This is a genomic window from Mycobacterium attenuatum, from assembly GCF_900566085.1.
GTDB lineage: Bacteria > Actinomycetota > Actinomycetes > Mycobacteriales > Mycobacteriaceae > Mycobacterium > Mycobacterium attenuatum.
The window spans coordinates 80,182-98,368 of record NZ_UPHT01000150.1 but is presented as its reverse complement, the minus strand read 5'-3'; the positions used below and the strand labels follow the sequence as shown (position 1 = coordinate 98,368).

General features: G+C 64.9%; 21 protein-coding genes and 2 pseudogenes. 13 read left to right on the top strand and 10 right to left on the bottom strand.

The window, feature by feature from the left end; genetic code table 11:
* The first annotated feature begins 14 nt into the window (after positions 1-14).
* Positions 15-431 (top strand): hypothetical protein, encoded by a 417-nt coding sequence (locus EET13_RS24300; protein WP_136623242.1) that lies wholly within the window; start codon positions 15-17, stop codon positions 429-431.
* A 601-nt stretch (positions 432-1,032) separates the two neighbouring features.
* Here the strand turns inward: EET13_RS24300 and EET13_RS24295 are convergent.
* The 6 genes and pseudogenes from EET13_RS24295 to EET13_RS24275 all read right to left on the bottom strand — a co-directional run bounded on the left by EET13_RS24295 (position 1,033) and on the right by EET13_RS24275 (position 4,703).
* Positions 1,033-1,479: a hypothetical protein gene (locus EET13_RS24295; protein WP_425294268.1), complete on the bottom strand. Its 447-nt coding sequence runs from the start codon at positions 1,477-1,479 to the stop codon at positions 1,033-1,035.
* Positions 1,476-1,668 (bottom strand): annotated as a pseudogene (locus EET13_RS32960) (hypothetical protein). The gene EET13_RS24295 and the pseudogene EET13_RS32960 overlap by 4 nt, the downstream one beginning before the upstream one ends.
* 3 nt (positions 1,669-1,671) lie before the next feature.
* A pseudogene (locus EET13_RS31925) lies at positions 1,672-1,964 on the bottom strand (hypothetical protein).
* Positions 1,965-2,200: 236 nt separating this feature from the next.
* Positions 2,201-3,148, bottom strand: a complete 948-nt coding sequence (locus EET13_RS24285) for an Imm52 family immunity protein (protein WP_122444643.1) — start codon at positions 3,146-3,148, stop codon at positions 2,201-2,203.
* Positions 3,149-3,188: 40 nt separating this feature from the next.
* A complete protein-coding gene (locus EET13_RS24280) occupies positions 3,189-4,406 on the bottom strand; it encodes a Tox-REase-5 domain-containing protein (protein ID WP_122444642.1) in 1,218 nt (405 codons plus the stop codon).
* A gap of 3 nt (positions 4,407-4,409) precedes the next feature.
* Positions 4,410-4,703 (bottom strand): hypothetical protein, encoded by a 294-nt coding sequence (locus tag EET13_RS24275; protein ID WP_122444641.1) that lies wholly within the window; start codon positions 4,701-4,703, stop codon positions 4,410-4,412.
* Between the two features lie 302 nt (positions 4,704-5,005).
* On the opposite strand from EET13_RS24275, the gene EET13_RS24270 reads away from it, so the two are divergent.
* A complete protein-coding gene (locus EET13_RS24270) occupies positions 5,006-5,995 on the top strand; it encodes an RDD family protein (protein WP_122444640.1) in 990 nt (329 codons plus the stop codon).
* A 40-nt stretch (positions 5,996-6,035) separates the two neighbouring features.
* Here the strand turns inward: EET13_RS24270 and EET13_RS24265 are convergent, their stop codons facing one another.
* Complete coding sequence (locus EET13_RS24265) at positions 6,036-6,356, bottom strand: DUF4286 family protein (RefSeq protein WP_122444639.1); 321 nt, start codon at positions 6,354-6,356, stop codon at positions 6,036-6,038.
* Between the two features lie 16 nt (positions 6,357-6,372).
* Positions 6,373-6,654 (bottom strand): 2Fe-2S iron-sulfur cluster-binding protein, encoded by a 282-nt coding sequence (locus EET13_RS24260; protein WP_122444638.1) that lies wholly within the window; start codon positions 6,652-6,654, stop codon positions 6,373-6,375.
* A gap of 112 nt (positions 6,655-6,766) precedes the next feature.
* Between EET13_RS24260 and EET13_RS24255 the strand changes: the two genes are divergently transcribed.
* Genes EET13_RS24255 through EET13_RS24240 form a run of 4 tightly spaced genes read left to right on the top strand, consistent with a single transcriptional unit; the run spans position 6,767 to position 10,906 of the window.
* Complete coding sequence (locus EET13_RS24255) at positions 6,767-8,179, top strand: class I adenylate-forming enzyme family protein (protein WP_122444637.1); 1,413 nt, start codon at positions 6,767-6,769, stop codon at positions 8,177-8,179.
* Complete coding sequence (locus EET13_RS24250) at positions 8,157-9,062, top strand: acyl-CoA dehydrogenase family protein (RefSeq protein WP_122444636.1); 906 nt, start codon at positions 8,157-8,159, stop codon at positions 9,060-9,062. Before EET13_RS24255 ends, EET13_RS24250 begins: the two co-directional genes overlap by 23 nt.
* Positions 9,049-10,137, top strand: coding sequence for an acyl-CoA dehydrogenase family protein (locus EET13_RS24245; protein ID WP_122444635.1), 1,089 nt, complete (start codon positions 9,049-9,051; stop codon positions 10,135-10,137). Before EET13_RS24250 ends, EET13_RS24245 begins: the two co-directional genes overlap by 14 nt.
* A gap of 1 nt (position 10,138) precedes the next feature.
* Positions 10,139-10,906 (top strand): enoyl-CoA hydratase/isomerase family protein, encoded by a 768-nt coding sequence (locus EET13_RS24240; RefSeq protein ID WP_122444634.1) that lies wholly within the window; start codon positions 10,139-10,141, stop codon positions 10,904-10,906.
* 39 nt (positions 10,907-10,945) lie between these two features.
* On the opposite strand, the gene EET13_RS24235 is transcribed toward EET13_RS24240, so the two are convergent.
* The gene (locus EET13_RS24235; protein WP_122444633.1) at positions 10,946-11,836 is read right to left on the bottom strand and encodes a proline iminopeptidase-family hydrolase; all 891 of its coding nucleotides are present in this window, start codon (positions 11,834-11,836) and stop codon (positions 10,946-10,948) included.
* Positions 11,837-12,208: 372 nt separating this feature from the next.
* Here EET13_RS24235 and EET13_RS24230 point away from each other — a divergent pair, with 372 nt between their 5' ends.
* Together EET13_RS24230 and EET13_RS24225 are read left to right on the top strand one after the other, a co-directional pair.
* Positions 12,209-12,475 (top strand): hypothetical protein, encoded by a 267-nt coding sequence (locus EET13_RS24230; protein WP_122444632.1) that lies wholly within the window; start codon positions 12,209-12,211, stop codon positions 12,473-12,475.
* A gap of 262 nt (positions 12,476-12,737) precedes the next feature.
* Positions 12,738-13,145 (top strand): DUF732 domain-containing protein, encoded by a 408-nt coding sequence (locus EET13_RS24225; protein WP_168990876.1) that lies wholly within the window; start codon positions 12,738-12,740, stop codon positions 13,143-13,145.
* 66 nt (positions 13,146-13,211) lie between these two features.
* Here the strand turns inward: EET13_RS24225 and EET13_RS24220 are convergent, their stop codons facing one another.
* The gene (locus EET13_RS24220; RefSeq protein WP_122444630.1) at positions 13,212-13,469 is read right to left on the bottom strand and encodes a hypothetical protein; all 258 of its coding nucleotides are present in this window, start codon (positions 13,467-13,469) and stop codon (positions 13,212-13,214) included.
* Between the two features lie 227 nt (positions 13,470-13,696).
* On the opposite strand from EET13_RS24220, the gene EET13_RS24215 reads away from it, so the two are divergent.
* From EET13_RS24215 to EET13_RS24195, 5 genes are all read left to right on the top strand, one after another.
* The gene (locus EET13_RS24215) at positions 13,697-14,848 is read left to right on the top strand and encodes a thiolase family protein (RefSeq protein WP_122444629.1); all 1,152 of its coding nucleotides are present in this window, start codon (positions 13,697-13,699) and stop codon (positions 14,846-14,848) included.
* A gap of 25 nt (positions 14,849-14,873) precedes the next feature.
* Positions 14,874-15,767 carry a methylmalonyl Co-A mutase-associated GTPase MeaB gene (gene meaB, locus EET13_RS24210; protein WP_122444628.1) on the top strand — a complete coding sequence of 298 codons (894 nt, stop codon included), beginning with the start codon at positions 14,874-14,876 and terminating at the stop codon, positions 15,765-15,767.
* A gap of 126 nt (positions 15,768-15,893) precedes the next feature.
* Entirely contained in the window at positions 15,894-16,193 is a 300-nt protein-coding gene (locus tag EET13_RS24205; RefSeq protein WP_122444627.1) for a PE family protein, read from the top strand.
* 84 nt (positions 16,194-16,277) lie between these two features.
* Positions 16,278-16,718: a PPE family protein gene (locus tag EET13_RS24200; protein WP_122444626.1), complete on the top strand. Its 441-nt coding sequence runs from the start codon at positions 16,278-16,280 to the stop codon at positions 16,716-16,718.
* A 215-nt stretch (positions 16,719-16,933) separates the two neighbouring features.
* On the top strand, positions 16,934-18,166 hold the full coding sequence (locus EET13_RS24195; protein WP_244604088.1) for an MFS transporter: 1,233 nt from the start codon (positions 16,934-16,936) through the stop codon (positions 18,164-18,166).
* Positions 18,167-18,187: the final 21 nt, after the last annotated feature.

Genomic DNA, 18,187 nt, shown 5'->3' with positions numbered 1-18,187 from the left:
TTAGGATCAGCTCAATGTCAATTGATTCTGAGTTGGTAGCTGTTGATCTGACTAGCGATGAGCGCAGCTTCATACAGCATGCGCTGTACCAATGGCAGTTTTCGGCGACTGCGACACCGTTTCCGATCCGCGTGCTGGGGTTGTCGACGTGGGAGGAATTCGACGAGCTCACTGGTCGTCTTTCTTACGCAGTCGTTGGTGGCCAAGCGCTTACTAGCTTGGATTGGGCTCGGGTGTTGTACTTGACGGAATGCTCCTGGGCCAGCGAGTTGGTGGGCGCGGGATTGGACTTTGCGACCGTTAGCGGGATCTCCGATACGGAGGCGGTGAGTTTACTGCGCGGCTTGCAGCGCAAGATCGGCCGCATCACCACGGCTGAGTTGTTGTTTCCTGGGAGCGGTCGGCACTTAAAACCCGCTGATGGAGGCTAGCGTCCTGCTCCTAGTCGAAGTCTCGGGGATTTCCCCGGGTCGTCTTCTCCCAAAATGGGGAGGTGATGGGGGATGGTATGCGGTGGGTGCACAACGTGGGGTCCCAAAGGCGGTGCGGGTCCGCCGGGAAGCATCGGCCCTTCGACACCTTTGGGTAGGGGCGCTGGCTTGGGTGCCGGTGGCGCTTCAACCGGTGGCGGTGGTGGGGGTGCGGGTCGCGGAACCGGTGGAGGCTGTGGAGCGGCGGGTGTAGGTGGCGCCATTTCGCCGGGAGTAAGCGGTGGAAACCGTCCCGATGCAGGGGGAGCAAGTGGTTCGACGGCCCTAGTGTTCTGCTCGAAGTATTCCAGCGGGGTTCGCCACGGAGTCGTCGCAGTCGGCTTGGGTTCGAAGGCAGTTCCATAGTCGCCGTCCTGCGGATTGATGAAAATAATGGTTCCATCGCTCTTCAGCAGCGTTAGTCCGCCGGATTTGATGCTGGAACCGATCCGAGTATTGGGGTCCTTCATCGCGTCGTAAATCGATCTGGCCAGGTCTCCTGGCGTCTTTCCCGGAAAATGCTTCAAGGCATGACCGTTGGCGATTTCGACAGCTACTTGTCTCATTTGCTCGTCGGTCCAGCCGGCAAACGGATTGCCCGGTGGTCCCGGTTGCGGTTGTTGTGGGCTGTCTTTGAAGGTGTGGTTGTCGACGGCCTGGATGCGAGGTTTGGGGTCGTGAGGTGTTTCCGGGAAGGTGGTGGCCGCGCGATTCCGGCCGTCGCGGCGGTGATTTTGCCGGCTACGTCGTGTTCGACCCCGAGCAGTTGGGCGACGCGTTGGCGGATGTCGGCGGCGAATGCGTGGGCTTGGGCTTGACGAGCCGCCTGTTCGGCCGCGGAGCGGCTGGTTCGGGTATCGGTGACCGAGAAGTCTTCTCCCACAGCAAAACCCGAGTTATGGGTGTCCTCGATAGCAAAGAGGACCCTGCGTTGGGCGGCGCCGATGGTGCCGGCGCCGTCACGGGCAATCTTGCTCGCTTGGCGCAATTGGTCGGCTTTGGCGCTCACGACTGTGAAGTCCGCGCCGGTTCGCTCCCGCAGCGCATCGCCGCCGGCGCCTTCCCACACCAGGGTGTGGGATTGGTTGCGCATCTGCAAGAACACGTCTTCCCACTGATCGGCGGTCTTGGTCCAGTAGCCGGCCGCCTCGATCAGATGCTCGGTGCTCCATGCCCGGACTTGGGAAAGGGTCGCCACCGATTACACCAACCTGGCTTGCACGGCTGACATCTCGGCCGCAGCCGTCGCTTCGTTGCCGACATACCTGCAGCACCGGTCTGCACCGTGCCAGTCGTCGCCTGTGTCCGGGCCAACAACGCCGCGGCGGCAAGCTCAACTGCTGCGTAGGCACAGCACACCGCCGCGGTGGTGCGTTGAAACGGTTGCCCTAGTGAAGGCGGTGCTAGGACGGCAAGTTCCAAGCTTCGCTGACCCCATTGACTGGCCACGCCTTCTAGCTGTGGGACATCGATCCGCAACCGATCCTGCTCCATCCTCCGGAAGTGCAACGGCGGGCCTAGAGCAATTCACCTTAGGTCGAGCGACACTGCGCCCCCGCCGGTCGCCTTGCCGTCGTTGTCGTAGACATCTCAGCTTCGCATGCGGTGCAGCAGCGGCGCTGATGCCGCGGCTTTGTCACGCGGGTTGACGTCAGCGTCGTATTGCATGGGTACCCCGGAGGCGAACGGCCTGATCCCAGATGTGCAGTTGACCATGATTCAGCCAAGTATTAGTCGTGGGCGGTGGTGCCGCGCGGAGCGTCGCCGTGCTGAGCATCCGTGTTGCTTTCCGGGTATCCAACACCGCGTGTTTCGATGCCGGGTCGAGGGTCGGATTGCCCTCTGTCCGTCGGGTTCACAGATGCTCCCGGTGCGGTAGGGGTTGCCGTCGGGCCGGCCGAGGCGGCGTCCACGTCTTCGGATGATTCTGTCCGCTGGGTGGGCACCTCGTAGCCCATTGCCCTGCGCACCTGAAGGACATCACGAAGCGGCGGGTCAGCTGGGTCTTGCCCGAGCAGCACCAACGTTCCGGTGCCGAGGCGTTCAACCGTTGCGCCAGCTGGCAACAAGGCCATGTCGAACTTTACCGAATCGGAATCGCTGAGGAAATTAGCCCACCCCGCCGGGTGTCCGACCAATTTCCCGAGTACATATCCGCGGCCATCCTCGGTTGGGTGATCCGGCTCTGTTTGCTTGGCGAGAAGTTCCTCATTAGACCAAAGCACCGAATCGGGGTCAAAAATATCCACGAGAATATGTAGAAGTTTATGCGCGATGCCCCGGGTGTAGAGGCTCGGGACCGCATCGGGTTCGGGCAGCTTGAGCACCACATGGTTTCCCAGTGCACTAGAACCGATATGGATATTCAAGTTAGCCGCCGCCTGGCTGTCCTCGGCGCCGTTCCACCAGTAGACCGAGTAGCCCATATCTTCCATGATTTGTCGGCCAACGTCGGTGCGGTGTCGTCCGTCCTGTAATCGCTGCACCAAGTCGGCGTGGTTGGTGGTGACCAAGGGTTTGGCGGTTGCCTCCCTTTTGGACCGGCCAAGATCGCGCCAGCTCGACAGGGCTGAGTCGAGCGCAGCGAGCGCCGGCAACAGTTTCGCAACCCGGCCTGCGGCTTGGTCGACCGACTCGACACGGGCTCCCCATCTGACACTCACATTCGATTTCGTCATTTACCGATCCTTTGCTTAGGGTGGCGGTATAACCACGTAGTCAATAGCACCCTGTAGACCAGGAACATCGTTTAACATCTGTCTCACTACAGCGGCAGTTTCTGGTTCCGCGAATACCCATTCTATCGGAGTTCCGTGCGCAGCGCTTACTTGATTCAGTGCTTGGTTGACGAGACTCTGTTGTCCGGTGAAGAACGGCTTTCCAGTGGCCGTTTTCGATGAACTGTGAGTAATAGCTTTTAACTTCAATTAGCGCTCCGTCTGTGAATCCGTCGAATTTCACCCCGTCGACGATGTATCCCTCGGTGATGGGGTGTCCGGTGATCTGCATTTGGTATTGGGCGGCGCGGTCGGACATCGACTCGGTGACCGGTTGCCAAGTGCCTGGGCCATGCGGGACCGGTGTTGGTGAGTGTGGTGGCGGTTGCCATGGCTGTGCCCAATCCGGGACCAGGCGTGTTCCTTGGGCGGGCACGGTCTCTGTCTTGCCTAGCTGCGCCTCCAAGGCGCCTTTCCGGGCATTGAGCGCATCTGCTTCTCGGTTGTAGGTGGCGACCGCGCTGGCGTCATCGAGCGGGGGTCGCCACGAATTATGGTCGCGGATATCCCCTTTCAGTTGGTTATAGGCTGCCCGTGCTTGTTCAGGTGTCATCCGCGCCGGATCGTCCGGTGGCTGCGGTTGTTGTGGGCTGTCTTTGAAGGTGTGGGTGTCGACGGCCTGGATGCGAGGTTTGGGGTCGTGAGGTGTTTCCGGGAAGGTGGTGGCCGCGATTCCGGCCGTCGCGGCGGTGATTTTGCCGGCTACGTCGTGTTCGACCCCGAGCAGTTGGGCGACGCGTTGGCGGATGTCGGCGGCGAATGCGTGGGCTTGGGCTTGACGAGCCGCCTGTTCGGCCGCGGAGCGGCTGGTTCGGGTATCGGTGACCGAGAAGTCTTCTCCCACAGCAAAACCCGAGTTATGGGTGTCCTCGATAGCAAAGAGGACCCTGCGTTGGGCGGCGCCGATGGTGCCGGCGCCGTCACGGGCAATCTTGCTCGCTTGGCGCAATTGGTCGGCTTTGGCGCTCACGACTGTGAAGTCCGCGCCGGTTCGCTCCCGCAGCGCATCGCCGCCGGCGCCTTCCCACACCAGGGTGTGGGATTGGTTGCGCATCTGCAAGAACACGTCTTCCCACTGATCGGCGGTCTTGGTCCAGTAGCCGGCCGCCTCGATCAGATGCTGGGTGCTCCAGGCCCGGACTTGGGAAAGGGTGGCCACCGATTACACCAACCTGGCTTGCGCGGCTGACATCTCGGCCACAGCGGTCGCTTCGTTGCTGGCATATCCCGTAGCACCGGCCTGCACCGTGCTGGCCGTCGCTTGGGTGCGGGCGGTCAACGCCGCCGCAGCCAGGTCAACCGCTGCATGGGCACCGCCCACCGCTACGGCGGTGGGTTGAAACGGTTGCCCCGGCAGGGGCGGTGCTAAGACGGCAAGTTCGACGCTTCGCCGACTCCATTGACCCGTCGTAGCTTCTAGCTGACCGACATCGATCCGCAACCGATCCTGCTCCATCCTCCGGAAGTGCAACGGCGGGCCTAGAGCAACTCACCTTAGCTCGAGCGACACTGCGCCCCCGCCGGTCGCCTGGCCACCCGTGCGCTTTGCCGGTGTCATCGCAAAACGCGACAAAGTACTGGCCACAACGCCTTACGGAACAGCCGAATGCGCCTTCCCGCCTTCCGGTCAGCAAGGGCGTCGCGCCGGACAGAACTTGCGTGGAACTGGGCCGAAAATCCGAGCCTCCAGCGAATTCGACTAGGGCACAGGCCGTTTCGGGTAGGGTTGCATCCACCCGCCAGTGGAAGGCCCGGCAAATGACTGAACAGCCGCCTGTGCCGCCGCCCTCCGGATACCCACCGCGGGCACGCGCGGGATATCCACCGGTCCCGGGTCAACCGATGCATGACTTTCCGATGGCGGCCTACGCATCGTGGATCCGGCGAGTTGGCGCCTATCTCATCGACTACATGCTGGGGTTCGTTATCGGCGTGACGCTCGGGATCGTCGGCGGCGTGACCGCCACCTTGGTCGGTGGCGGCTCACGTTTCCAGGGCATCGTGGCATTGATCGTCAATCTGGCGTTGCTGGCGTACTGGGTCTGGAATTGGGGCTACCGCCAAGGGATTACCGGCTCGACCGTCGGCAAGTCGGTGCTGAGGTTCAAGGTACTCGGCGAACGGACCGGCGCGCCCATTGGCGTCGGATCGTCGATCGCGCGCTACTTCGCCCACTTTCTGGACGCGATCACCTTCGGCATCGGCTACCTGCTGCCGTTGTTCACGGCCAAGCGCCAAACGATCGCCGATATGGTCATGGACACGGTTTGCGTGCTCGACGAACCCCCGCGGGCGCTGCGCAGCCACACTGCCCGACCGGGACTGCGGATGGTGGTTGGCGCCGTGGTATTGGTGATCGCGGCCGCGCTCACCGTGCTGGCTTGTCTGAACGCCACCAGCCACTGGGTCTGCACGGTCGGCGGCCAGTATCGCCACTGCGGAAACCAGGTATCGGTCGGCCCGATCTCATATCCCGCCTGGAAAATCTTCGATCCATATGTTCAGGCGACGCTGGTAACTCCGTTGTGGACCGCAGGGATTCTGATCCTGCGGCGGTACTACCGGGCGACATATGCGCTCATCCCGGTGGCCGGCATCGTGGCGATGACCGTGTTCGCGCAAGGTCGCTATGACTGGGGCTGGCAACACAATTGGTTCGCGTTCCTGGCATGCGTTGCTGCGACGACGGCAGCCTGTGCCCTCATCGCGCGAGGCATCACCCGTTCGGTTGCGGCACGTCAAAGTTGAGTACCGGCGGTCACGCGAAAAGCGTTCAGGCCGTAGGTGATCACGCCGTCGGTGGGTACGCGCTCGTCACCTCGAGCAGCCGCATCACCGGCGGGGGATCGAACTGCAGCGCGTCGGACATGTGCAATCGGCCGGCCGAGGCAACCATGTTGTCCAGGATCGCCTGCAGGTCATCGCCTTCGATCTCGTAAAGGGCCACATACGGCCCCGCACCGTTCACCGGCCTCAGGCGCCGCGCCGAGACGAATCCGTCGAGCGCCACCAGTTCGGGTAGGTGAACCTCGTCGTACCAGGTGTTGTATTCGCGTTCGCGATCGGCTGCGCTGGGGCGAGTCTCGACATAGATGATTCCCTTGGCCATGGCGCCTTCCTGGTGACTACTCGTAACGCACCGTGATCGAGTCCGTGTCGGGTACTCCTTGGCAGGTCAAAATGTAGCCCTCGGCCACTTCATCTTCTTCGAGCGCGTCGTTGGTGCGCATGGTTGCGCGGCCCTCGATGAGCCTGGCCATGCACGTTCCACAGTTGCCGGCCTCGCAATTGAAGGGCGGGTCCAGGCCCGCCCGGCGCGCGCTTTCCAGAAGGGTCTCGCCCGGGACCAGGGGGACCGACACTTTCTTGCGGTCGAGCTGGATTGTCACCATGCCTGGCTCCGTCATCACCGCCCTCTGAGGCCGCCCGCACTTGCGTTCTTCACCATAGAGAATGATATTCTCCTGACGCGATAGTATCTTCTCACGACTCTCAGGGCTGCCCGGGGAAGGACGCGACGTGACCGAGCCGGCCGCGCTCGTGGTCGAGGATCGGCGCTTGAGCCGGCGCGCGCTTGACGCGCTGACCGACGGCCTGGCTGCGAGCCTGCACCACCATGGCGTCCGCGCCGGTGAGCGGGTCGCGGTGATGGCTTCCAACCGGCCGGAGTTCGTCGCCGCGTTGCAGGCGATCTGGCGGCTGGGGGCGGCGGCGGTGCTGATCAGCCCGGCCTGGAAACGCGACGAGGTCGACCATGCCCTGGGCCTGACCGAACCGGCCCACGCCGTCGGCGACCACCCGGCGCTCGCCGGCCTGATGCCGATGCTGCAGCTGGACGAGCCGGCCGTGTCCGCAGAGCCGTTGTCGGCTTCCCCGCAGCCCCGGGAAGACGCGGTGCTGGTGTTCAGCTCGGGCACCACGGGCCTGCCAAAAGCCGTGCGGCACACCCACGCATCGCTGGATGCCGCCGTTCGCCACTGGCGCGAGGCGCTGCGGCTCACCGAGCGCGACCGCATCCAGGTCGCCACGCCGCCGTCGCACATCCTCGGCCTGCTCAACATCCTGACCGCGCTGCGGACAGGCGCGTTGGTGCGCCTGCATCCGCGGTTCGACGTGGATCGGATGCTGCAGACCATCGAAACCGACCGCATCACCATCGAAATGGCAGTTGCGCCCATCGCCCAGGCCATGGCGTCACACCCGAAACTAGCGTCCTACGATCTGTCCTCGCTGCGGTTCATCATGTGGGGCGCCACGCCGGTCACCGTGAGCATCGCCGAAACCGTGACCCGGCGCACCGGCGTCCGATGGGTTCCCGCCTATGGCACCACCGAATTGCCGGTGATTGCCTGCAATCCGCCCGAGCAGCCCCGTCTGGACTCGGTGGGGCAACCGGTGGCCGGCGTGGACGTGCGGATCGTGTCAGCGGAAACCGGCCACGTGGCCGGCCCGGGGCAAGTCGGCGAAATCCAGGCGCGGTCGGCGTCTTTGATGGCCGGCTATCTGCCGGCCGCGGCCAACGCCGAGGTGTGCTGCGACGGCTGGTATCGGACCGGAGACGTCGGTTGGCTTGACGGGGAGGGTTGGCTGCGCATTACCGACCGGCTCAAGGAGATGATCAAAGTGCGCGGATTCCAGGTTGCGCCGGCCGAAGTCGAGGCCGTGCTGCACAGCCATCTGGCGGTCAAAGACTGCGCGGTGTTCGGTGTTCCCGACGGCGCCAACGGCGAAGCGGTTGTCGCCGCCGTCGCCACGCACGTACCCGGCGACACCGGGGTGGCTGCCGAGCTCACCGCGCAGGTGGCGGCCCGGCTGGCCCCCTACAAACGGCTGAGTCGGGTCGTGTTCGTGCCCGAAATTCCGCGCCTGCCCTCGGGCAAGGTGTTGCGCCGAGTGCTCAAGGATCTCCATGGATGTCCGTCTGACAGCTGAACAACGACAATTGCGGGACACCGCAGCGAAATTCGCCGACGACTTGGGGCCTGGCTCGGTTTCGGAGCTGGCCGACGAGAGCCGAATTGCCCGGCTGGACCGCCACATTGTCATGACGGGCTGGCGATCGCTGCGCTCCGATGGCGCTTCGGGGGTCGAAGTATCCATTGTTGCAGCGGAATTCGGGCGCCGACTGGTCGATGCCCCGCTTCTCGGGCCGCTCCTCGCCGACGACCTGGCACGCCACCTGGATGCCGGGCGGAGCGACGCCACCATCGCCGTCGACCGGCTGGCATTCGATGCTCGCGGCTATCGACGCGCACTGCTACTTTCGGGCACCACAGTGTATGCGGCCGAACTGGATTCGGGCCGCGGCGGTGCGGACTTGACCCGGGCGACGGCGGGGATAACCGGGTCACCGGCGCCTGTCGGTGAGATATCCGCCGGCGCGGCCGCACGCTGGCAAGCGCTGGCGGTGGTGGCTACCGCGGCGGACCTGGTCGGTGCTGCCCGGGGGGCGCACGCGCTGGCTTGTGACTACGCGAAAATACGTACCCAGTACGGAAAGACGATCGGTTCGTATCAGTCCGTCGCCCACCTGTTGGCCGAAGGGCTGGCACTGATCGAAGGTTCGATCAGCATCCTGCGGCATGCCGCGTGGGCGGTGGACGAACTCGAACCGGCCGCAGCCGCACGCGCGGCCCGCGTCGCGAAGGTGTACTGCGCGCGTGCCTCCCGAACCGTCTGTGAGACCGCTGTGCAGGTGCACGGCGGCATCGGTAATACCTGGGATTGTCTGGCGCACGTATATCTGCGCCGGGCCTTGACGTCGACGGAGCTGTGGCCGGTGCGCCTGAAGGAGGTCGGTCGTGGACTTTCGTGATTCGCCGCAGGAGGCCGCCTTCCGCGAGCGCCTGCGTAGTTGGCTTGCCCTGCACGCCGAGGAGTTCCGCGCTACCGGCGACGAATACTGGAAGCGTCAGGCCGATTGGCATCGGGCGCTGTATCGGGCAGGATTCTTCGGATTGTCGTGGCCGCGCGAATACGGCGGCCAGGAGCTGGCGCCGGTCTACGACGTCATCGTCGACGAAGAGCTGGCGCGTGCCGGCGCACCGCCGCGCCCCAGCGTCGGTTACCTGGTCTTCGGTATCGGACGCCACGGCAGTGACGCACTGCGGCGACGCTTCCTGCCCGGCATCATCGACGGCAGCCAGCGCTGGTGTCAGGGCTTCAGCGAGCCTGGTGCGGGCTCTGATCTGGCAGGACTGACCACCACCGCCACCCGCGAGGGTGACCATTATGTGCTGCGCGGACACAAGATCTGGACCAGCTACTCCGACGTGGCCGACTGGTGTCTGCTGCTGGCCCGTACCGACCCGGAAGCCACTCGGCATCGCGGCCTGTCTGCGTTCATCGTCGAGATGAAACAGCCGAACGTGCAACAACGTCCGCTGCGGATGATGAACGGCGTCAGCAATGAATTCGGCCAGGTGTTCTTCGACAGCATAACCGTCCCGGCAGATCGCATGGTGGGCGCTCCCGGTGACGGCTGGGCGGTGGCCATGACCGTGGTGGGCCACGAGCGCGAACCGGCCACGCTGGGCTATGCGGCCCGCTACGGCAAGCTGGTGCGAGAGCTGTTGGCGCGCAGTGAGGATCCGCCATCCGAAGAGCTCGCCTGGGCGGCGGTCCAGGCGGAGATGCTGACCCATCACGTGCGCCGCCGGCTCTCCGAACAGCTCGACGGGGTGTCGCACGGACCGGAAGGTTCGCTGGACAAGCTGCTGATGACGTGGGTGGAGCAATCCGTCGGACACGCAGCATTGGCCGTTGGCGGAACCGGCGACCCGGACCTGCTCAACGCCTACTTGTACAGCCGCGCGCAAAGCGTGATGGGCGGCACCTCGCAGATACAGAAGAACATCATCGCTTCGCGAATCCTGGGATTAGGGGTCTGAAATGTACGACATGCCAGCAGAAATCGACGTTCGTGCCGACGGGGCGTTGCGCATCATCACCCTGAACCGCCCGAATGCCCTCAACGCCGTCAACGACAATCTTCATGTGGGGCTCGCGCAGCTGTGGCCGCGATTGAGTGACGACCGCACTGCCCGGGCTGCGGTTCTCACCGGCAGCGGCCGGGCGTTCTCGGCCGGCGGTGACTTCGCGTATCTGGCCGAATTGGCCCACGACGCGGACCTGCGCGCCAAAACCATTGCCCATGGCCGTGACATCGTGCTGGGTATGGCACGCTGCCGAGTACCGGTGGTGGCAGCGGTCAACGGCCCGGCCGTCGGGCTCGGCTGCAGCTTGGTCGCACTGAGCGACATCGTCTACATCGCCGAAGACGCCTACCTGGCCGACCCGCATGTGCAGGTGGGATTGGTGGCCGCCGACGGAGGTCCACTGACCTGGCCACTGCACATCAGCCTGATGCTGGCTAAGGAATATGCGTTGACAGGTACCCGAATTCGCGCTCAGCGGGCCGTCGAGCTCGGGCTGGCCAACCACGTGGTCGCCGACCCGGTAGCCGAGGCGGTTGCCTGTGCCCAGCGCATCATGGAGTTGCCCCAGCAAGCCGTCGAAAGTACCAAGCGGGTACTCAACATCCATCTCGAACGAGCCGTGTTGGCCAGCTTGGACTATGCCCTTTCGGCCGAACACCAATCCTTCACCACCGAGGACTTCCGCTCGATCATCACCAACCTGACCGTGGGCAAGAACTAACGAGCGCAGCGACATTTCGGGCCAGTTTCGGCCGCAGCACTACGCTCGCACGGGGGGGCCGCCGCCGTCATGTTGCCGCAAGAAGTCGCGCATCACCGCGTCGAAGCGCTCCGGTTCCTCGATGAACGGCAGGTGTGCGCTGCGCTCGAAGAACTCGAACCGCGAACCGGCAATGCGGCGGTGCATGTCGCGCATGTGTTCCGGCGAGCATTCGTCATACTTGCCGGCGAGCAGCAGTGTGGGCAACGTGATCTGCGCTAACCGATCGACGATGTTCCAGCTCCGAATGGTCCCGACGATGTGAAAGTCGCTGGGGCCGAACATCGTTTCGAAGATCTCCGCACCGGTGTTCTGGAATGCTTGGTAGAGCTCGCCGGGCCAGGGCCGGGTGCGGCACAGAAATGTCTCGTTCCAGGTGGTGATCGCGGCCTGGTATTCGGCCGAATGTGTGGTGCCTGCGGCTTCATGGTGGTCAATGGCGGCTTGGGTGGCCGGGTCCAACTGGGACTTCAACTGGGCGACGTGGTCGGCGAACTGCGGTATGGACGCGGTGCTGTTCGAGATGGTCAAGCTCACCGCGCCGGATGGCACGTCAAGCACATACTGCTGGGCGAGCATCCCGCCCCATGAGTTGCCGAAGATATGAAAGGCGTTGAGTCCCAATGCTTGCACCACGGCGTCCATTTCGGCCACCGAGCGCTGCATTGTCCACAGTTGCGCATTCGACGGACATTCGGAGTTGCCACAGCCGAGTTGATCCCAGAAGACGACCTCCCGCTCGTGTGCCAGCCGCTTCAGCGAGCTCAAGTAGTAGTGCGGCAAGCCCGGACCGCCGTGCACCACTAGCAGCGGAAGGCCGGGTCCGCCGCCGACCCGCGTGAACCACACGTTTCCGCCGGGCACCGCGATCGTCCCCTCAGGTCGAGTCATGCCACTAGCCAACCATCGGGACAGCCGTCGTGCTGGCCGACCCGAATAAGTCTTCGATGGCTCGGTAGGGCGCCCCGCGACCATGGCGCTGCAGGCCACCGATCCGTCGTCGGCTTCCCATCTGTCCCAGCTACCGGAGGGCCAAAGACCCTAGCCGGCCGTTGTCGTTACGGGCAAAGTCGAGTCGAGTACACAGCGTCGATCCTGCGAAAGATGGCAATGGAGTTTGCTCGTCGTAGCCAGCCGCCTTTTCCCGGATTGGGCACGTCGGGGGGCGAAAAGTAATTAAATAACTCATTTTTCGGATAAGCGCACCGTGACTGCGGCAATCCGAAACCGCGTACAGTTTCACTCAACAGACGAGGAGAAGTCATGGTCAATAAAATCCTGCTCAGTGCGGCCATAGTGCTCGGCGCCGCGGCCGGAGTGGCAGCGCCCGCCGCGGCCGACCCGTCCACCAGCCCCACCGGCCCGGCCGACGGTATCGGCCCGTTGGCGCTCACGTGTCCCGACAACACGGAATGCCCACCAGTGGGTTCCGGTAATGCGCCGACGATCAATCCGCAACAGCTGACCCAGGCAATCAAGAACGGTTTCGCTGCTCCCAGCGATTTCTCCGATACGCAAGGCCAGCGGTAATCCGAACCGGGCGTAATGCCTGATTTCCCAACATTTCCAGAGATTGTTAAAGAATTTTCGCGGCGGGACAGGCCGAGTTCTGACGTTGTGACCGTCCGGACAGGGGATCTTTTTTCTGACCAAACCGCCAAGGCCCAAAGACCCTAGTCGGAGATCTCGCTCAAGCGGAAAAGTCGATTCGAGTGGACTCGACTTTGACGAGCCGGGTCGCGAGGGAGGGGAACGGAAAATGGCAGCGTGCTCGATGAGCCAAGGTAGTGATGTGGGTCTATTAAGAAGCTTCACCAAGATTCTGCTGGCGATGACCATTGTGCTGGCATCGCTTCTGGTGACGCCGTCGGTAGTGCCGCTGGCCCGCGCCGAGGGCACCGCGTGTGAAAGTCGCGGTTTCGACCTCGCGGACTGTGACCGGATGTACATCACGGACCTGGACCGCCGCAATCTCACATATAACGAACCCGGAAACGCGATCCGGATCGGTCATGTCATAGCTGATTACCTGGCCGGTCACCCCACGATGAAGGGGGTCACGGTCATGGCCAACAAGATCATCAAGGACAATCCGGGCTGGACTCCGCAGATGGCTGTCAGTTTGATCAAAGTCGCGGTGCATTACTACGGACCGCCGGGGTTGGAGGAACGGCTCGAATCGGCGGCGTCGGCGGCATAGCGGCACGACCCTCGGCCGCGCAATAAGTTCAGCGATGGCCTGTTATGTGCGCAGCAAGCCCTTGAATTACTGCCGGCCTTGCAGATCAGAGAAATCGCTCGGGCCGGCGAAGCCGTTTTTGATTGCCTGGGTCAGCTGCTGCGGATTGACCGTCGGCGCGTTGCCTGAGCCGACGGGTGGGCAGATCGCGTTGTCGTCACAATTGAGTGCCAAGGAGCCAATGCTGTCGGACGGGCTGGTGGACGGATCCGCCATGGCGGGTGCTGCCACCCCAACCGCGGCGCCGAGCATGACGGCCGCACTGACCATGGCTTTGGTGAGCATTGTTTCTCCTTGACGGGTTGTTTCGCATTGTCTGCTCTGCCGCTCTTCGATGGTGCTTGGCAGTCGCAACGCTGTGCCAGCACACCAGGCTGCGCGCCAAATTGATTCCCGGCTGCATACGCTTGCAGAGTCCTGGCGGCCCCACCGAGCGTCCTTGCAACTCGTCCTCTCGAACTGAGAGAATAGTGTTCTCGCAACCCCGTGGACCCTATGGATGGAGAAGACCTGTGCCCGAAGCCGTCATCGTGTCCGCCCTGCGCACTCCCATCGGCACCGCTCGCAAAGGAACATTGCGCGACACCAGCGCTTTCGACCTGGCCCACCACGTGGTCAGCGAGGCCGCGGCCGGTTTGGACTCTGCCCTGGTCGACGACGTCATCTTGGGTGAGGGGCTCTACGGCGGCGGCGTGATCGCCCGGCACGCGGCCATCACCGCCGGCCTGACCCAAGTGCCCGGTTTGGCGAACAATCGCCACTGCGCCGCCGGGCAGGCCGCGGTGCAAAGTGCTGCGGCCAGTGTGCGCGCGGGGATGGACCAGCTCGTCATCGCCGGGGGCGTGAATTCGGCCTCCACCTCTCCGCGGGCGCGGATGCTGGCCGGCGGCGAATGGGTCGACTGGTTCCCGCCGACCCATCCCGACCGGCCGGACGCACCCAACTTGGACATGTCCATCACCGTGGGGTGGAACGCCGCGGTCAAGGCCGGCGTCACCCGCGAGGAGATGGACGCGTGGGCGCTGCGGTCACACCGCAATGCGATCGCCGCGATCGACGAAGGCCGGTTCAAGGAAGAGATCGTGCCTATCGAGACGCCGCACGGGCTGTTCTCGGTCGATGAACATCCACGCCGCGACACCACCTTAGAAAAGCTGGCCGCGCTCAAGCCATTGCATCCCGAAATCGAAGGCTTCTCGATCACCGCGGGTAATGCCTGCGGCGCCAACGACGGCGCCGCGGTGCTGACCATCGCCGGCGACCGCCACAGTGACCGGCTGGGACTACCCGCCCTGGCCCGCATCATGTCCTGGGCGTCGGTCGGCGTGGACCCTGCGGCCACCGGCTTGGCGCCTGTCGAGGTGATACCGAAAGCACTTGACCGAGCTGGGCTTTCGACATCCGACGTGGGTCTGTTCGAGGTCAACGAAGCGTTCGCGTCGATGTGTGTGGCCACCGTGAAGATGCTCGACCTGGACCCGGACCGGGTCAACGTCAGCGGCAGCGGCTGCTCGCTCGGGCATCCGGTGGCGGCAACCGGCGCACGAATGCTCGTGACGCTGGTGTATGAACTGCGCCGCCGCGGCGGCGGTATCGGCGTCGCGGCCATGTGCGCCGGCGGCGGCATGGGCTCGGCGACGGTCATTGAGGTCGCAGCGCCATAACGCGCCATAACGCGCCCTAACGCTCATGGACATCGCCGATCTGATTGACCGGGCGCGCAACGGCTCTTTCCGCGCAGCAGGTCGGTTGCTGAGCCTGGTCGAAAGTGACCGGCGTGACGAGGTATTGACCGCCCTGGGTCCGGCGCCGGTGTCCGCAATGCGCGTCGTCGGCATCACCGGACCGCCGGGCGCCGGAAAATCGACGACGATCGCTGCCCTGGTCAGCGTGTACCGGGAGCGTGGCTGTCGGGTGGCGGTACTGGCCGTGGACCCGTCGTCACCGTTCAGCGGCGGAGCCCTGCTCGGCGATCGCATCCGAATGACCGCGCATATCAACGACTCTGACGTACTGATTCGCTCGGTCGCCAGTCGCGGCCATCTCGGTGGTCTGGCCGCCGCCGTTCCCGCCGCCATCCGACTGTTGCAAACCATCGGTTACGACGTCGTCCTGGCTGAAACCGTCGGCGTGGGCCAATCGGAGATCGAGATCGCCGCCGTCGCCGACCCGACCGTCGTCATCCTCAACCCCGGCATGGGTGATGCGGTGCAGGCTGCCAAAGCGGGTCTGCTGGAAGTCGCCGACGTCGTGGCGGTGAACAAGGCCGACCGAGACGGCGCCGAGCAGACCGTGCGGGACCTGCGGGCTGAAACCGACGCTCCCATAGTCAAACTCGCGGCCGCGCGCGGTGAAGGTGTCGCGGAGTTGGTGGCCGCGATCGACGCGCATCATCGCAGCGACAGCCGGGCACGCCGGCTGGCCCGCGCGCGGGCGCAGATCCTGTCATTGGCCCACACCCGGCTACGGGCCCGAACCGACCTCGATCGGCTCGCCGAGTCGGTGGTCGACGGCCGCGACGACCCGTATACCGCCGCCGAGCGGTTGCTGGCCCCGTCCACCCAACAGGACCGGGAGCCCTGATCGCGTCCGACCCATCGCCCCGGACGGAGGACACCGCATCCGTCGATCGGTGGACAGCATGATTCCGCCAGCAAAGTGCCCGCTCGCCCGACAGACATCGACGGGGCGCCACGGCATTGTTGTCTCATGTCGTTCGTGACTAGTGAGCCCGAGGCGCTGATCTCGGCAGCGGGGGCCCTGCAGTCGATCGGTAGCTCGATGGACGCGAGCAATGCCGCCGCGATAGCTCCCATCACCGGTGTTATGCCGGCCGCCGCCGACGAGGTGTCGGCGTTGACAGCCGCGCACTTCGCTGCCCACGGCGCCCTCTACGAAGCAGTCAGCGCGCAGGCCGCAGCCATCCACGAGCGCTTTGTGACCACTCTCGGAGCCAGCGCCGGTTCCTATGCGGCAACCGAGGCGGCCAACGCGATAGCAGCCCGCTAACGGCGGAATCCGCGGCGATGGTGCACGGGGTGCTGCCGCCCGAAGTCGATCCCGGGCGCATCTACGCCGGGCCGGGCAGGATCGATGCTGGCCGCCCCCGGCGCGTGGGACGAACTGGCCATGGAGTCGACCACCCTCGCAACCGCCGTCGAGTCCGTGATCATCGGCCTGATCGGCGGGTCCTGGCTCGGCGCCAGCACGACCAGGATGGGCGCTGCGGCCACCTTCTGTGTGGCCTGGCTGAAAGCCGGCGCTGCCCGGGCTGAGCGGGCCGCCGGACAAGCCGCGGCCGCGGCCGTCGCCTACGAGTGCGCCCGCGCGATGACGGTTCATCCGGCATTCGTGGCAGCCAACCGTGCGCAGCTGACGGTTCTGATCGCCACGAACCTGCTCGGCCAGAACTCGCCGGCGATCGCGGCCCCCGAGGCTGGCCTTGTCCGCCGATCAGCGGACGCAGGTCGCGCCGGTATTGGAGCCGATCAGCGGAGTTGTCGCGGCGTGATCATTTCTACCGTTCAACTGTGACGACGACCGCGGCCACCGCAGGCAGCGAACCGGTGCTCGGTTCGGGCCCGGAGGTTGATCTCCCTAAGGCTTTTCAGCGACTGCGAACGGTCGCCGCCATTGGGGGCCGGTATGGCAGTGGGCGACACACGTCGTTTCACTCGTCCCGGTTTCACTCGTCCCGGTTTCACTCGTCCCGGTTTCACTCGTCCCGCCAGCATGGATATCCCGGCGTCATTTGGCTGCTGCTGGGTGGCAACCTGGTGGTGCGCGCGGCCGGGTTCGCCTATCCGTTCATGGCGTTTCACGTGGCCGGGCGGGGGTACGCCGCGGGCGCTGTGGGCGCAGTCCTGGCCGCCTTCGGAGTCGGCTGGGCCGTGGGTCAACTGGGCTGTGGCTGGCTGGCGGACCATACCGGGCCGCGCGCGACGCTGGCGTCGACCATGCTGGTCGCTGCCACGGTGCTGGCGCTCATGGCCCAGGCCCGCAGCGTGCCGGCACTGCTGATCGGAGCGCTGGTCACCGGCGTGGTCTACGACGCGCCGCGCCCGGTGTTGGGCTCCGCGATCGCCGAGTTGGTGCCGGACCCGCGGCTGCGCGCGAAGATCGACGCCTGGCGCTTCGGCTGGATCGTCAGCATTGGCCGGGCGATCACCGGCGGTGTGGGGGGTCTGCTCGCCGGCTGGTCGGGCGTGCCGGTGCTGTTTTGGATCAACGCCGCTGCGTGCGCGCTGCTGGCGCTGCTGGCAGCCTGCTGCATCCCCGCCGGGAACGCTCGCCGAGCGGTCACCGAGCCCATGGCTCAGCGTGCTGACGTCGGCTACCGCGGCGCGTTTTCGGATGCCCGGCTGGTTCTGTTGTTCGCGTCCAGCCTGGCAACGCTGACGGCGGTGCGTGGTCTTTATGCAGCGGTCCCCATGCTGATGGCCGACAGCGGTTTGGGCGCAGACGAATTCGGCTGGGCGCAACTGGCCAACGCCGTCGCTGGTATCGGTCTGACCCCGGTGATGACACCATGGCTGGGACGAAAGGCGGCGACCCGCTTCCGTCCCCGGCTCGACATCCTGGCCGTTGCCGGAGTGTGGACGGCGCTGAGCATGTCGGGCGCCGCGCTCGCCCACACCACCCTCGGCTTCACCGTCGCTACGGCTATCTGCACCCCGGGCGAGATCGCCTGGTTCGTGATTGCCGCGGGCGTCGTGCACCGGATCGCCCCGCCCGCCAATGGTGGTCGCTACCACGGCATCTGGTCCATGACGCTGGCCATCGCCTCAGTGATAGCGCCAATCATCGCCTCCTACAGCCTGATTCATGGCGGTCATCGTCTGGTGGCGGTCGTCACGGCGACGGTAGGTCTGATCGGGGCGGCGCTGTGTCTGCCGCTGGCCCGCGCGCTGCGCCGGTCCGCCTCGGCAGCGGCCAACCACACCCTTCGGTCCCAGCTGGACCCGCCGTGCCGGGTCCGCTGACCAGGGGAAGCGGCGAGTGCT